This is a genomic window from Pseudoduganella sp. RAF53_2, assembly GCF_052113985.1.
In the GTDB taxonomy this organism is placed as follows: Bacteria; Pseudomonadota; Gammaproteobacteria; order Burkholderiales; family Burkholderiaceae_D; genus Rugamonas.
The window spans coordinates 1-14,447 of the sequence record NZ_JBFRDW010000065.1; the positions used below are offsets into that span (position 1 = coordinate 1).

Sequence of the window (14,447 nt, forward strand, 5' to 3'; positions counted from 1 at the left end):
TCGTAGGCCAGGTGGCCCATGAAGTAATCGTCCTGCGCGACAGTGGTAGCGCCGAAGGTGTTGGTTTCGATCAGATCCGCACCGGCGGCCAGATAGCGCTCGTGGATTTCCTGGATCACGTGCGGCTGGGTCAGCGTCAGCAGCTCGTTATTGCCCTTCACGAACAGCTCGCGCGCGCCGGCTTCAGCGGGCGGCGCGAAGTCGGCGAAACGCTCGCCGCGGTAGGCTTTCTCATCCAGTTTGTATTGCTGAATGATCGTACCCATCGCGCCATCAAGGAACATGATGCGGCGCGCGAGCATTTCGCGCAGCTGTGCTTCGGTCTTGGAGGCGGGACGAGTCGACTTAGTCATTTTGAACCTATCAAAAGGGAACAACGGGCGGGTCTGAAATTATACGGCAAAGCAGCATTTTCTCCTCGGAACAGGCCCGTTTTGCCACGATTTGTTCGGAAAACCGCTACGGCGGCGATTTTGGACTTGCCGGCGACTCAGTCCTCCAGCAATGCCGCATAGCGCGCGGCCAGAAAGTCGATCAGTGCCCGCACCGAGGGCAGCAAGCCGCGTCGCGAAGGATAGACGGCATGGATCACTTCCCGGCGCGGCTCCCATTCCGGCAGCAGGCGCACCAGTGAGCCATCGGCTAACTGGTCGCGCACCATCAGGATCGGCAGCTGCACCACGCCCACGCCCGCCATCGCCGCATTGCGCAGCGCGATCATGTCGGTGGTGATGAAGCGCGGCCGGTGCATCACGGTCGCATGCGCGCCGTTGGGACCAAATAGATTCCAGCTGTGTGTCTGCTGCGGCGAACCGATCGTCAGGCTGGGCCACGCGGACAGCTCCGACGGCGCCGTGGGCATACCCATCTTCTCGATCAACGCGGGGCTGGCGGTGAGGCAGATGCCGCGGTCGGCCAGCGTGCGGATAATCAGGTCGCTGTCCTCAAGCGGCAGCGGGCGTGCGCGCAGTGCAATGTCAACGCCTTCCGCCACCAGATCGACGCGGCGATTGGTGGCTTCAAGATGCACCTGCACGTTCGGGTGCGTGGCCATGAACTCGGCCAGCATGGCGCCAACGTGCACGTGCAGCAGCGTGATCGGACAGGTAATGCGCACCACGCCGCTAGGTTCCGCGCGGACCGTGGCAATTGCTTCCTGTGCGGATTCCGCTTCCACCAGCATCGCCTTGCAGTGTTCGTAGTAGGTCTGTCCGACTTCGGTGACCGTGAACTGCCGTGTAGTGCGATGAATCAGCCGCACGCCCAGCCGGTCTTCAAGCGCTGCGATGCGGCGACTCAGCTTTGATTTGGGCATGCCGATCGCGCGGCCGGCCTGGGCGAAACCGCCGTGTTCTACGGCCTGTGYGAAGTAATAAAGATCGTTGAGGTCTTCCATCGTTTCATCGTTCTACCGCTAGGACTGTGCTGGCCAATTTAGCACACTACCGCTCCAATCGTTCCGCATCTATCCTGTCTTTATCAGACAAGGAGATAGCAATGAAACGAGTCCAAGGCATCTACAGCGCACAGCAGCCGCATTGGGTGGGCGACGGTTTCCCCGTGCGCTCTCTGTTCTCCCATCACAGCCACGGCAAGCAGCTCAGCCCCTTCCTGCTGCTCGACTATGCAGGCCCGGCCAGCTTTACGCCGACGGATAGGCCGCGCGGCGTAGGCGCCCATCCGCACCGTGGATTCGAAACCGTGACCATCGTCTACAAAGGTGAAGTCGCGCACCGTGATTCGACGGGGCAGGGCGGCGTGATCGGTCCCGGCGATGTGCAATGGATGACGGCGGGCGCCGGCATCCTGCACGAAGAATTCCATTCGCCTGAATTCACCCGCAGCGGCGGCCAGCTGGAGATGGTGCAGCTGTGGGTCAACCTGCCCGCGCGCGACAAGATGACGGCGCCTGCGTATCAGGCCATTACCGACGCCAGCATCCCACAGGTGGATCTGCCCGGCGGCACCGGCAGTGTGCGCGTGATTGCTGGCGACTACGACGGCAACGCCGGTCCTGCTCACACATTCACGCCTATGAATGTGTGGGACCTGCGCCTGAAGCAGGGCAGCACAACGCAACTGACCTTGCGCGAAGGCTGGAACACATCGCTGGTCATCCTGCGCGGCAGCGTAGTGGTGAACGGCGAAGCCGCAGCGCGCGAAGGCCAACTGGTGGTGCTCGACACCGCCGGCCAGCAAATCGCAATCGAAGCATCGCAGGACGCGACAGTGCTGCTGTTAAGCGGTGAACCCATCGACGAACCCGTCGTGGCACATGGCCCGTTTGTAATGAACAGCCATGAAGAAATAGCCCAGGCTGTCGAAGACTTCAACCGCGGCAAGTTTGGCCGCGTTGCGCACTAAGCCCAGTCGCGCTGAGCATAGACCTGCGCCGTCGCAATGCCGCGCCGGCCAGCGCTGCGTTGATGCACAGGGTGCCGGTAGGCCGGGATTGATGATTGCTGGCGGGAGGCGATGGTGTGCGAGATGTCCATCGCATCGGAGGCTGCGGTGAAGCTGCCCGGCTCCACCACACGGCGCAAGGCGCGCACCGCCGCCAGTTGATGCTGTTATTTGAAGCGCTGCCCGTCCAGAGGGAAGCCTTTGATGAACTCCGATGCGGGCAGGCGTTTGCCGCCCGGTTTTTGCAGTTCCGTCAGACGCAGCGAGCCACYGCCGCAAGCGACCACGATGCCGTGATGCGCATCGGCCGCCAGCACCTGGCCCGGATCGGCGCTGCTGGCGCCGTCCAGGATCTCGGCACCCCACAGCTTGACGATGGTGCCATTCACGTCCGCATGCGCGCCGGGGAAGGGATTGAAAGCGCGGATCTTGCGGCTGATTTCGCGTGCGGACTGGGTGAAGTCCAGCACGGCTTCTTCCTTCGCAATCTTGGCCGCGTACGTGACGCCGTTTTCCGGCTGCGGCACTGCTTCGAACACACCTTGTTCCATCTTGTGCAGCACCTTCACGCACATGCGCGCACCCATTGCGGCCAGGCGGTCGTGCAGGATGGCGGTGGTGTCCTGGGGGCCGATCGGCGTGCGCTCGATCAGCAGCATCGGGCCGGTGTCCAGGCCTTCTTCCATCTGCATGATGGTCACGCCGGTTTCTGCATCACCGGCTTCGATCGCGCGGTGGATCGGCGCCGCGCCGCGCCAGCGCGGCAGCACGGAACCGTGGATATTGATGCAGGGCTTGATGTCGAGCGTGCTGCGCGGCAGGATCAGGCCATAGGCCGCGACCACCATCACATCGTAATCAGTGGCCAGCAGGCGCTCATGCGCTTCCCTGGCTTCGGCAGCGCGCTGCGGATCTTTCGCATCCATGCGCAGCGACAGCGGTTGCGCGACCGGCAGGCCGTGCTTCAGCGCGTACTGCTTGACGGCGGAAGGCTGCAACTGCAGGCCGCGTCCGGCCGGGCGGTCCGGCTGAGTCAGCACCAGGGGAATCTCGAAACCTGCCTCATGCAGCGCCTGCAGCGCAACGGCTGCAAATTCAGGCGTACCCGCAAAGATGACTTTCATATGTGCCCCCAGAAGGAATTAACGGCGGCCGCCGGCGCGCTCGCGCGAGATCTCGCGTTCTTCCTTCTGCAGTTTGGTCTTGATACGGTTACGTTTCAAGGGCGACAGGTATTCCACGAAGACTTTACCCATCAGGTGATCCATCTCGTGCTGGATGCAGACGGCCAGCAGGCCATCGGCGTCCACTTCGAAAGCTTCGCCTTTGACGTTGTACGCGCGCACCTTGACCTTGGCCGGGCGCTCCACGCCGTCGTAAATGCCGGGAACGGACAGGCAGCCTTCGTCATACACCTGCTTTTCTTCGCTCGACCACAGGATTTCGGGATTGATGAAAACAGTTAAGCCCGATTTGTCTTCGCTGACGTCGATGACGATGACACGCTCGTGCACATCCACCTGGGTCGCAGCCAGGCCGATACCAGGCGCGTCGTACATGGTTTCGGCCATATCTTCAGCCAGTTTGGCGATGCGCTCGTCAAACACGGCAACGGGTTTGGCCACCTTGTGCAGGCGTGGATCAGGGTAGCGGAGGATGTTCAATTTCGACATTAGACTTGACGGCTCGATAATAAATGGCTGAGAGAACGGGGCAAAAAGCAACACGCACATCTGTTTGTGCAATGTGGTTTCTCTTGCTAGTTCAGGGTAATATGGGCAGAATTTGATGCAGTTCGGCAAGCCTTCCCAGGCCGTCCGTCATGCCGACTTAACGGACATATTCATGAAAAATTTTAGCACAGACCGCGTTCGCCTGTTGGTCGCAGCACTGTTTTGCGGAGTGACGGCCGTTTCGGCTCAGGCAAAGACAATTCAATGTGATTTCAAACCCAATGCGCCCGACAGCCATACCGTCGTGAAGGGCGATACCTTGTGGGACATTTCCGGGACTTTCCTCGAGAAGCCCTGGTGCTGGCCGCAGGTATGGGGCATGAACAAAGAAGAGATCGCCAATCCGCACTGGATTTATCCAGGCCAGATCATCTGGTTCGACCGCGCTGCAGGCCGCCTGCGCCTCGGCAATAAGATCGACGCCAATGGTGGCGTCAGCGACTACAAGCTTTCCCCTCAGCTGCGCATGCAGGGCCTCGGCAAGGATGCGGTGCAATCCATTCCTTCCGGCCTGATCGAGCCATTCCTGAGCCAGCCGCTCATCATTGAAGATGACGAGCTGAAAGGTGCGCCCGTCATCATCTCGACCCGCGAGAACCGCGTCTTCCTCGGTAAGGATGACAAGGCCTATGTGCGTGGCGATCTGAAGGGCGGCACGTCCTTCCAGGTGTTCCGTCCAGGTAAGCCGCTGAAGGACCCGCTTACCCAACAGGTGGTTGGCATTGAAGCTTTCTATCTCGGCACGCTCAAACTGAGCAAAGCCGCCGATGCCGGCTCCGATGTGCATACCTTCACCGTGGCCAGCGCCAAGGAAGAAATGGGCAAGGGCGACTTGCTGATGGCAATGCCGCCGATGCCGATGCAGAACTATGTGCCGCATCCGCCGGAGGCTGATGTCCAGGCACACGTGCTGGCAATCTATGGCGGCGTCACCCACGCCGGCCAGAACCAGGTTGTGAGCATTAATCGCGGAAAGCTTGACGGACTCGATATCGGATCTGTGCTGCAGCTGTACCATCGCGGTAAGGAGGTCTCCGATCCGAGCGCCGACAAGGGCTGGTTCGGCATGAAAGACCCCAAGGTCAAGCTGCCGGATGAGGAAGTGGGCAGCTTGTTTATCTTCCGCGTGTTCAAGCATATTTCCTACGGCCTGATCATGCAGGTGACGGAACCAGTCGAGGTGGGCGACGTCGCCAAATCAGCGGAGTAATTCCGATGGCCGTGCAGGACACGGTTTCCCCCTCTCCCAACCGCCAGGACTTCGATAGCCTGGCGGTTTGGTTTCGCCTGGCACGCACGCTGGGCATCTCCCGGCTTACCGCCAATCTCCTACTCGCTGAATACGGCAGCCCGCAAGCGGTGCTGGCCGCCGCGCGCGCTTTCGATTCCCCCGCTGCGGGCGCGTCTTCCTCCAGCGACGCCACGGCGGCGCACGACGTCGGCAATGCGCCCGACCGCAGCACTAGCCACGGCGCGGCCGCATGCGAAGGCGGGCAATCTGAAGATGGCAAGGTGGAGGAAGGCGAGGAAGATTGGGAGCTCGTGGCGGGCGATAGTGGTGAAGGCGCGGACACGGACGAAGACGCGGAGCCATACGCATACGCAAGCGCAAACGCAGGCGCAGAGGCAGAGGCAGAGGCAGGCGTGGGCGGTGAGGCGCGGCGTAGCAAGCGGAAGAACAGGCCGCCGCGGGTGGTGGTGAGAGATGGCGATCGGGCGGTGATGACGGCTGCGGCGGCGCGGCTGTTGAACGCGCCGCTGGCGGACAAGGTGCGCGAAGAGATCGAAGCCGCGCTGGTATGGCAGAACGCTGACGACGCGAACAACATCATCACACTGGAAGACGCTGCCTATCCGCCAACGTTGCGCCACATCCCTGATCCGCCGCTTGTCCTATACGTAAAGGGCCGCTACGAATTACTGCAGAAGGACGCGCTGGCAATCGTTGGCAGCCGCAATGCCACGCACAGCGGCAAACTGCAAGCGCAGGAAATCGCGCGAGCCGTCGCCGGTGAGGGCCTGGCGATCGTGTCGGGACTGGCGCTAGGCATCRACGCCGCCGCGCATGTAGGCGGCCTGCAAGCACCAGGCAGCACGATAGCAATCGTGGGCACGGGCATCGACCGCATCTACCCAAGCCGCAATGCGGACCTCGCGCGGCGCATTGCGAAAGAAGGTTGTCTTATCAGCGAGTTTGCACTGGGAGCATCACCGCAACCGCAGAACTTCCCGATCCGCAATCGCATCATCGCCGGCATGGCGCGCGCTACGCTGGTGGTCGAGGCAACAGCGCGATCGGGCTCGCGCATCACCGCGCATCAAGCCATGAATTTCGGACGCGAAGTGCTGGTGATGCCAGGCTCCGCACAGTCGCCATTCAGTCAAGGCTGCCATGCACTAATCCGTGAAGGCGCAAGGCTTGCGGCCAATGCGCAGCACGTGCTGGAAGACCTCGGACTGCGTGCACCGGAGAGCATTCCTTTCATGCTGACAGGCACAGCAAGCGAGCTGTTGGAGCAGTTAAGTTATGACCCGGTGAGTGCCGATGAACTCGCAGCAAGGTTGCAACTAAACCCAAGTGACACGCAGGCAAGCTTGCTTGCTTTAGAACTCGCAGGTGTGGTGGAAAGGCTGCCAGGTGGGGCTTTTCAGCGCTGTAAAGTGTAACGATCCGGTGTAGGACTTGTGCCCGTCCGAATTCTCCTGCTAGAGTAGCGCCATGTTTGACATCCTAGTTTATCTGTACGAGACCTATTACCGCCCCGATGCCTGCCCTGAACCCGCAGCATTGGCAAAGAAGCTCTCCGCTGTCGGTTTCGATGACGTAGAAATTTCCGAGGCGCTGGTCTGGCTGAACGACCTGACTGAAATGGCAGGCGTGGAGCACGCGCTGTCGTCGTCCTCGACCGGCATGCGTTTCTACGTGCGGCAGGAACAGGATATGCTCGGCTCCCAGGCCATCGGTTTCATCCAGTTCCTGGAGAGTGCCGGCGTGCTGACTCCTTTGCAGCGCGAAATTGTGGTGGAACGTGCCCTGGCGCTGGAAGAAGCGCCTGTGTCGCTGGGCAAGCTTAAAATTATTGTATTGATGCTGTTGTGGAGCCAGGGAAAAGAGCCGGACGCGCTGATGTTCGACGACCTGTTCGGCTCGGACGAAGACCAGGCTCCGCGTCTGTTGCATTAATTGCATCTTTTGGCGGCGAATACCCCCTCGCACGCCGTTTCCATACTATATTTACAGTGTTGTGCTGACGGCAACGTAGCCGCCCTGGCAGCGTTCAACTTCGAATGTTGTATCATGCGCCCTGTCGCATACAACCTAAAGCATTTTCGAGAACTATAAATATGAGCAAAACCCTCATCATCGCCGAGAAACCCTCCGTCGCGAACGATATCGCGAAGGCCCTTGGCGGCTTCAGCAAGCACGATGAGTATTTCGAATCCGACGAGTACGTCCTGTCCTCGGCGGTCGGTCACCTGTTGGRAATCGCCGTGCCGGAAGAGCACGACGTCAAGCGCGGGAAGTGGACGTTCACCCATCTGCCGATGATTCCCCCTTACTTCGCGCTGAATCCGATCGCCAAAACAGAGTCGCGTCTCAAGGTACTGAACAAACTCATCAAACGTAAAGACGTCACCGGCCTGATTAACGCATGTGACGCGGGCCGCGAAGGTGAACTGATCTTCCGCCTGATCGCCCAGAACGCCAAGGCCAAGCAGCCGATCAAGCGCCTGTGGTTGCAGTCCATGACGCCGAACGCGATCCGCGAAGGCTTCACCCATCTGCGCAGCGACGACGAAATGCTGCCGCTGGCCGATGCCGCGCGCTGCCGCTCCGAAGCGGACTGGCTGATCGGCATCAACGGCACCCGCGCCATGACGGCCTTCAATTCGAAAGAGGGCGGCTTCTACCTGACCACCGTGGGCCGCGTGCAGACGCCGACCCTGTCGATCGTGGTCGAGCGTGAAGAGAAGATCAAGAAGTTCGTCTCCCGCGATTACTGGGAAGTGCGCGCGGAATTCGTGTGCGCTGCCGGTATCTACGAAGGCCGCTGGCTGGATACCAGCTTCAAGAAGGACGAGAACGATCCCGAGAAGCGCGCCGAACGCCTGTGGAGCAAGGCTGCCGCTGATTCGATCGCGCTGGCCTGCAAGGGCAAGCCGGGCAGCGTCACCGAGGAGTCGAAGCCGACGACTTCCATGTCGCCGGGCCTGTTCGACCTGACCTCGCTGCAGCGCGAAGCCAACTCGCGTTTCGGTTTCTCGGCCAAGAACACCCTGGGCCTGGCGCAGGCGCTGTACGAGAAGCACAAGGTGCTGACTTACCCTCGTACCGATTCCCGCCATCTGCCGGAAGACTATCTGCCGACCGTGAAGCAGACGCTGGAGGTCATCAAGGAAAGCCACAATTACAACCAGTTCGCCAAGCAGATTCTGGACAAGGGCTGGGTCAAGCCGAACAAGCGCATCTTCGACAATACGAAGATCAGCGACCACTTTGCGATCATCCCGACCGGCATCGCGCCGAAAAACCTGTCCGAGCCGGAGCAGAAGCTGTACGACCTGGTCACGCGCCGCTTCATGGCGGTGTTCTTCCCGGCGGCTGAATTCCAGGTGACCACGCGCTTCACCGAAGTCGCGGGTCACCAGTTCAAGACCGAAGGCAAGGTGATGACCAACCCGGGCTGGCTGGCCATCTACGGCAAGGACGCGGCAAGCGAAGACGACAAGGAAAGCGGCAACCTGGTACCGGTGGCGAAAGGCGAGAAAGTCGCGACCGAGAAGGTCACGCCGAATGGCCTGGTCACCAAACCGCCTGCACGCTACACGGAAGCGACGCTGCTGTCCGCGATGGAAACGGCCGGCAAGCTGGTGGACTCCGACGAACTGCGCGACGCCATGGCCGGCAAGGGCCTCGGCACGCCGGCAACCCGCGCGGCCATCATCGAAGGCCTGCTGACCGAGAAATACCTGCTGCGCGAAGGCCGCGAACTGATGCCGACGGCGAAAGCCTTCCAGCTCATGACGCTGCTGCGCGGCCTGGGCGTGAATGAACTGACCGCACCGGAACTCACCGGCGAGTGGGAGTACAAGCTGTCGCAGATGGAACGCGGCCGCATCTCGCGTGAAGAATTCATGCGCGAAATCGCGCAGATGACCCAGATCATCGTCAAGCGCGCCAAGGAATACGACAACGACACCATCCCTGGCGATTACGCCACGATGAAGGAGCCGTGCCCGAACTGCGGTAGCGTGGTGAAGGAAAACTATCGCCGTTTCGCTTGCACCAAGTGCGAGTTCTCGATGTCCAAGACACCGGGCGGCCGCCAGTTCGAAATCGAGGAAGTGGAAGAGCTGCTGCGCGAGCGCACCATCGGCCCGCTGCAAGGCTTCCGCTCCAAGATGGGCCGTCCGTTCGCGGCGATCCTGCGCATCGTGCGTGACGAAGAGATCAAGAACTTCAAGCTGGAGTTCGACTTCGGCCAGAACGACGAGGAAGGCGAAGACGGCGAAGGCGTTGACTTCACCGGCCAGACCCCGCTTGGCCCGTGCCCGAAATGCAATGCTGGCGTGTACGAAATGGGCCTGGCCTATGTGTGCGAAAACCAGGTTGCCAAGCCGAAGACTTGCGACTTCCGCAGTGGCCGCATCATCCTGCAGCAGGAAATCCTGCCGGAGCAGATGGCCAAGCTGCTCAACGAAGGCAAGACCGATCTGCTGCCGGGCTTTATTTCGCAGCGTACGCGCCGTCCGTTCAAGGCCTTCCTCGTGAGGGGCAAGGACGGCAAGATCAGCTTCGAGTTCGAAGAACGCAAGGCCAAGCCGGCCGCCAAAGGTAAGGCAGCAACGGCCAAGGGCGACGGCGCCGATGCGGCACCGGCAACCGAGGAAGCAGCACCGGCAGCGAAGAAACCGGCCGCCAAGAAGGCTGCAACCAAGACCGCTGCCAAAAAAGCTCCGGCCAAAAAGGCCGCCGCTAAAAAGACGGCTGCGGCCTAATGAACGCCGGCGCGCCATCGCCGAAACCGCAAGCGCAAAGCCGGTGGCAGGCACGACGTGCCTGCCACCAGGTTTCCGCCCTGGGTTTGGGCGTGGCCGCCGCGGCGCTCGTGTGCTCGATGTCCGCCAAAGCGGCCGTCGAGCGCGTTGAAGTGATCGAGCGCGTGCCTTTCGCGCCGGGCGTAACGTTCGGAGAAATGGGCGCCTACGAAAAAATCCGCGGCATTGCGCACTTCGCGCTAGATCCCAAAGCCGCCGCCAATACTTCAATCGTTGATCTCAAATACGCACCGCGCGACAAGCGTGGCCGCGTCACCTTTTCCAGCGAATTTGTGATGCTGCGTCCCGTCAGCGCGCCCGCAGGCACGCTGCTGTACGACGTGAACAATCGCGGCGGCATCGCCATCATGGGACAGGTGAATGGCAAAAGTCCCGTCAACAACGATCCCACTACTCCCGCCGATGCAGGCGACGGCTTCCTGATGCGCCACGGTTTCACGCTGCTGTTCTCGGCCTGGACCTGGGACGTAGCGCCACAAGCGCCAGGCGCGCGTCCGCTGGTGTTCAAGCCGCCCGTGGCGAAAGGCTTGCGGGGCACAGTGGCGAATGAATTCACCGTCAACGCCGCTGTGCCAATCGCGACTTACGCAGGCATGCGCGGTCTGACCTACGAACCTGCAACGCCCAACGACCCGAAGGCTGAACTGACGGAGCGCGATCGCCCGGAGGCGCCGCGCAAGCCGGTGCCGCGCGCACGCTGGCACTTCGTCGCGCCGGAACAGCCGGGCGGTCCGGGGCGCATCGAGCTGGAAGGCGGCTTCCAGCCCAATACGATTTACGAAGTGCGCTATGCCGTGAAAGACCCGCGTGTCACGGGTGCTGGCCTGGCGGGCATCCGCGACCTGCTGGCCTACTTCCGCGACAATCCCTTTGAAGGGGCAGCCGCCCCGAAGAATGTGCTCATCTTCGGCATCAGCCAGTCCGGCCGCTTGATCGGACGCATGATGCATGATGGATTGAACGTGGACGAGAAAGGCCGCCTGGCCTTCGATGGCGCTTACATGGAAGTGCCAGGAGCTGGTGCATCGGCAGGCTTCAACAGCCGCTTCGTGCAGCCGACGCGCCATCCGTCGATGATGGAGGAGCATGACTATCCGGCGGACAGCTTCCCCTTCACCAGCATGCCGACGCGCGACCCGGTCACCGGTGCGACTGCGTCAACCATGGACCGCGCCCGCGACAAATCCGGCAAGCTGCCGAAGGTCGTTATCTCCAATACGTCCACGGAGTATTGGAACCGCGGCGCATCGCTGGTCCACACCACGCCTGATGGCATGAGCGACGCTGCGCCCGCGCCAAACGTGCGCGTGTACGGCTTCATGGGCGCCCAGCATTACGTCGGCCGCTCGCGCACCAGGGCGCCGTTCACCGCCTGCGTATCGACCAGCGACCACTACCTGCCGATGCGCGCGCTGATCCTCGCGCTGGATAACTGGACCGCACGCAGCGCCGAGCCGCCAGCAAGCGCTTACCCGCGTCTGGAGGACGGCACGCTGACGACAGTGGACGCTTACCGCACGGCCTTCCCGGTCAATGCCGGCCTCACGCCGCCGCAGCAAAACCTGCGCGAACCGCGTCTCGACCAGGGGCCGCGCTTTGCGGCGCAAGGCATCGCCGACCGCGTGCCGCCGCTGCAGCTGGCAGCCTACGAAACGCGCGTGCCTGCGCCTGACGCGGACGGCAACGACCGTGGCGGTGTACGTCTCGTTGAATTGCAGGCGCCGCTCGGTACGCACACCGGATGGAATCTGCGCGCGCCCGAAACCGGCTTCGCCTGGGCCACCTCGCGCTTTGACGGGAGCTTCTTGCCATTCGCGCGCACCGAGGCCGAGCGCAGCGCCGCCAACGACCCGCGCCCCAGCCTGGAAGCGCGCTATCCAACGCGTGAAGATTTTGTGAAGGCCGTCCAGGCTGCCGCAGAACGCCAGGTCGCAGCAGGCCTGCTGCTGCAGGAAGATCTGGACCGCACGATGAAAGAGAATGTCGGACTGTATGACCGCATCCAGCAACGCGACCCCGCGGGCGCAGGCTGCGGCTACCTGTTCGCGCCCTGATCAGGCAGTGGCGGCGACGGGAGTGCCGCGCGCCAGACGCTCCTTCAGGCGCTCCCACCAGCTGTCATGAAGCGGCATCACCACCACGTTCATGATTGGCTCAAGAATCGCGGCCACTCCGCCGAAAGCCAGCGAACCGGAAACCGCGTACATCGTGCCGAAGGCCACCGCAATGTGCATGATGGTCTGGCTCAGTTTCTCCGCCGCGAGCGACGCCATGCGTTTGTGCGCAAAGCGCCTGTGCAGACCGTGCCAGAAGCGTTCATGGAGCGGCAGCAGCACGACATTCACGATGGGCTCCAGCACGGCGGCCAGGCCGCCGAGCGCCGTGGAGCCGGTCAGGAAATACATCAGCGAAAAGCCGATGCCCATGTGGGTGGCGACCTGGCTTACTGTTTTCGCTGCTGTGACCATTTTCCTGCTCCCTGGTTCGATGTGTTGATGTATCGATGTATCGATGTATCGATGTGCGTTGAGGTTCTGAGGTGAATGATATTGATTCTCATTTTATAGATGAAATTGATTGTTTTAACTGATCTGATAGCGTTTGCCAATTAAACTCGGCCACCGCATAATCAGCCGTATGCAAACTGACAAGCACCCGATCTCAGCCGCCCACGGCAGCATTCATGTGGAACTCACCAGTTACCGCTTCGGCAAGCCGGGCGGGAGGAAGGCCTATATCCAGGCCGCGCTGCATGCGGACGAGGTGCCGGCCATGATGACGGCCCAGAAGCTGCGTTCGCGCCTGCAGGAGCTGGATGCGCAGGGCAAGGTGACGGGTGAGGTAATCCTGGTTCCGGCTGCGAATCCGATTGGCTTGGCGCAGGTGATGAATGAGCGTCCCTTTGGCCGCTTTGACTTCAGCACCGGCATCAATTTCAACCGCGGCTATCCGCATTACTTCGAACGCCTGAAAAGGGCGCTGGAAGGCCAGCTAAGCGACAACGCGGATGCCAATGTGCGCACCATCCGCCAGCTGCTGCGCGAATACGTGGCGGAGTGGCAGCCGCATTCGGATACCGCCACGCTGAAGAAAGCCCTGTTCCAGATGGCGATCGACGCCGACGTTGTGCTCGATCTGCATTGCGAAAACGAAGGCGCGCTGCATCTCTACGCGGGCACGCCGCTGTGCGATGCGGTGCAGCCGCTGGCGGATCTGATGCAGGCGTCCGCTTTGCTGTACACGCTGGGCGCGGGCGGAGAGCCGTTTGATGAGGCGTGCAGCCGGTCGTGGTGGGATCTGGCCGCTCATTTCGGCGCACGCTATCCGATTCCGCCCGCCAGTATCGCCGTGACGGTGGAGCTGCGCGGCGAGGTGTCGGTCAGCCACGAGCTGGCGGAGCGCGACGCGGAAGCGATCCTGCGCTACCTGGCGGTGCAGGACATCGTCGATATGGGCGCAATCGTGCTGCCTGCGCCAAGCTGCGCACCGACGCCGCTGGAAGGCGCTGAGCGGCTGGATGCGCCCCATTCGGGCATGCTGGTGTATCGCCGGGAGCTGGGCCAGCAAGTGAAAGCTGGCGACCTGATTGCGGACCTGATTGATCCGGTCACAGGCGATACCACGCAGCTGAACGCCAGCATAGACGGCGTGCTGTTCACGCGCCTGTCGCACCGCTATGTGATCCGCGGCATGAACGTGGCCAAGATCGCCGGCGCCAAAGCCTTCCGCACCGGCAGCCTGCTCAGTCTTTAAGGCGCGGGCACGATCACGTTTTCACGCGCCGGAATGGTGGACGCAACGATGCGCCAGGCCCCGGATGGCGTGCGGTGCGTGATGGTGATTTCGGCCGGCTGGTCGGGATGTCCGCAAGCCATGGCGTGCCATTCCTCGCAGCTGATGACATAGGTGATTTTTCCGGTCGCGCGGTCCACGCTGCGGCGGCTTTGCATCGGGCCGGTCGGCACGCGATACCAGTCTTCCTCATAGCTTTCGTCAATGCCGGTTTCGTGCATGGCGTCGTGGCTGTCCATGCGCAGCCAGCCGGCGTCGGCTTCGGGGCTGACGAAAGGATAGGCGATTTCAGGTTGCCATTCACAGCGCTGTCCTTCGACGACTGTGGTGCCGGCGAATCCGGTCATCTGGCAGTGATTGGCGGGGATGCGCAGGTCGATGTGATAGCGCTCGGCCTGGAACCACCAGACCGGCGTCACCAGATCCACTTCACCGTTCTTGCGCCAGATGCCTTTGCGG

14 protein-coding genes are annotated in these 14,447 nt (G+C 61.9%); 7 read left to right on the top strand and 7 right to left on the bottom strand.

The genetic code is table 11. The annotated features are described in order from the left end of the window. Both AB4Z11_RS06255 and AB4Z11_RS06260 read right to left on the bottom strand, forming a co-directional pair. A partial coding sequence (locus AB4Z11_RS06255; RefSeq protein WP_442023503.1) for a homocysteine S-methyltransferase family protein occupies window positions 1-353 on the bottom strand: 353 nt, incomplete at its 3' end. Window positions 354-490: 137 nt separating this feature from the next. Continuing rightward, window positions 491-1,396, bottom strand: coding sequence for a LysR family transcriptional regulator (locus tag AB4Z11_RS06260; protein WP_442023504.1), 906 nt, complete (start codon window positions 1,394-1,396; stop codon window positions 491-493). A gap of 101 nt (window positions 1,397-1,497) precedes the next feature. On the opposite strand from AB4Z11_RS06260, the gene AB4Z11_RS06265 reads away from it, so the two are divergent. Continuing rightward, the gene (locus AB4Z11_RS06265) at window positions 1,498-2,364 is read left to right on the top strand and encodes a pirin family protein (protein ID WP_442023506.1); all 867 of its coding nucleotides are present in this window, start codon (window positions 1,498-1,500) and stop codon (window positions 2,362-2,364) included. Here AB4Z11_RS06265 and AB4Z11_RS06270 read toward each other — a convergent pair. Genes AB4Z11_RS06270 through def form a run of 3 tightly spaced genes read right to left on the bottom strand, consistent with a single transcriptional unit; the run spans window position 2,361 to window position 4,076 of the window. Then, a complete protein-coding gene (locus tag AB4Z11_RS06270) occupies window positions 2,361-2,552 on the bottom strand; it encodes a helix-turn-helix domain-containing protein (RefSeq protein ID WP_442023508.1) in 192 nt (63 codons plus the stop codon). The genes AB4Z11_RS06265 and AB4Z11_RS06270 overlap by 4 nt on opposite strands. An 18-nt stretch (window positions 2,553-2,570) precedes the next feature. Further along, entirely contained in the window at window positions 2,571-3,527 is a 957-nt protein-coding gene (gene fmt / locus AB4Z11_RS06275) for a methionyl-tRNA formyltransferase (RefSeq protein ID WP_442023510.1), read from the bottom strand. An 18-nt stretch (window positions 3,528-3,545) separates the two neighbouring features. Next, window positions 3,546-4,076 carry a peptide deformylase gene (def, locus tag AB4Z11_RS06280; RefSeq protein ID WP_442023512.1) on the bottom strand — a complete coding sequence of 177 codons (531 nt, stop codon included), beginning with the start codon at window positions 4,074-4,076 and terminating at the stop codon, window positions 3,546-3,548. A 172-nt stretch (window positions 4,077-4,248) separates the two neighbouring features. On the opposite strand from def, the gene AB4Z11_RS06285 reads away from it, so the two are divergent. The 5 genes from AB4Z11_RS06285 to AB4Z11_RS06305 all read left to right on the top strand — a co-directional run bounded on the left by AB4Z11_RS06285 (window position 4,249) and on the right by AB4Z11_RS06305 (window position 12,250). Beyond that, a complete protein-coding gene (locus AB4Z11_RS06285; protein WP_442023514.1) occupies window positions 4,249-5,346 on the top strand; it encodes a LysM peptidoglycan-binding domain-containing protein in 1,098 nt (365 codons plus the stop codon). Between the two features lie 5 nt (window positions 5,347-5,351). Next, complete coding sequence (gene dprA / locus AB4Z11_RS06290; protein WP_442023516.1) at window positions 5,352-6,803, top strand: DNA-processing protein DprA; 1,452 nt, start codon at window positions 5,352-5,354, stop codon at window positions 6,801-6,803. A gap of 52 nt (window positions 6,804-6,855) precedes the next feature. Beyond that, window positions 6,856-7,320: a DUF494 family protein gene (locus AB4Z11_RS06295; RefSeq protein ID WP_442023518.1), complete on the top strand. Its 465-nt coding sequence runs from the start codon at window positions 6,856-6,858 to the stop codon at window positions 7,318-7,320. Between the two features lie 161 nt (window positions 7,321-7,481). Continuing rightward, entirely contained in the window at window positions 7,482-10,136 is a 2,655-nt protein-coding gene (locus AB4Z11_RS06300) for a DNA topoisomerase III (RefSeq protein ID WP_442023520.1), read from the top strand. After that, a complete protein-coding gene (locus tag AB4Z11_RS06305; protein WP_442023522.1) occupies window positions 10,136-12,250 on the top strand; it encodes an alpha/beta hydrolase domain-containing protein in 2,115 nt (704 codons plus the stop codon). Before AB4Z11_RS06300 ends, AB4Z11_RS06305 begins: the two co-directional genes overlap by 1 nt. On the opposite strand, the gene AB4Z11_RS06310 is transcribed toward AB4Z11_RS06305, so the two are convergent. Beyond that, window positions 12,251-12,664, bottom strand: a complete 414-nt coding sequence (locus tag AB4Z11_RS06310) for a DUF2061 domain-containing protein (RefSeq protein WP_442023524.1) — start codon at window positions 12,662-12,664, stop codon at window positions 12,251-12,253. Window positions 12,665-12,833: 169 nt separating this feature from the next. Here AB4Z11_RS06310 and AB4Z11_RS06315 point away from each other — a divergent pair, with 169 nt between their 5' ends. Continuing rightward, window positions 12,834-13,949: a succinylglutamate desuccinylase/aspartoacylase family protein gene (locus AB4Z11_RS06315; RefSeq protein WP_442023526.1), complete on the top strand. Its 1,116-nt coding sequence runs from the start codon at window positions 12,834-12,836 to the stop codon at window positions 13,947-13,949. On the opposite strand, the gene AB4Z11_RS06320 is transcribed toward AB4Z11_RS06315, so the two are convergent. Continuing rightward, a partial coding sequence (locus AB4Z11_RS06320; RefSeq protein ID WP_442023528.1) for a hypothetical protein occupies window positions 13,946-14,447 on the bottom strand: 502 nt, incomplete at its 5' end. The genes AB4Z11_RS06315 and AB4Z11_RS06320 overlap by 4 nt on opposite strands.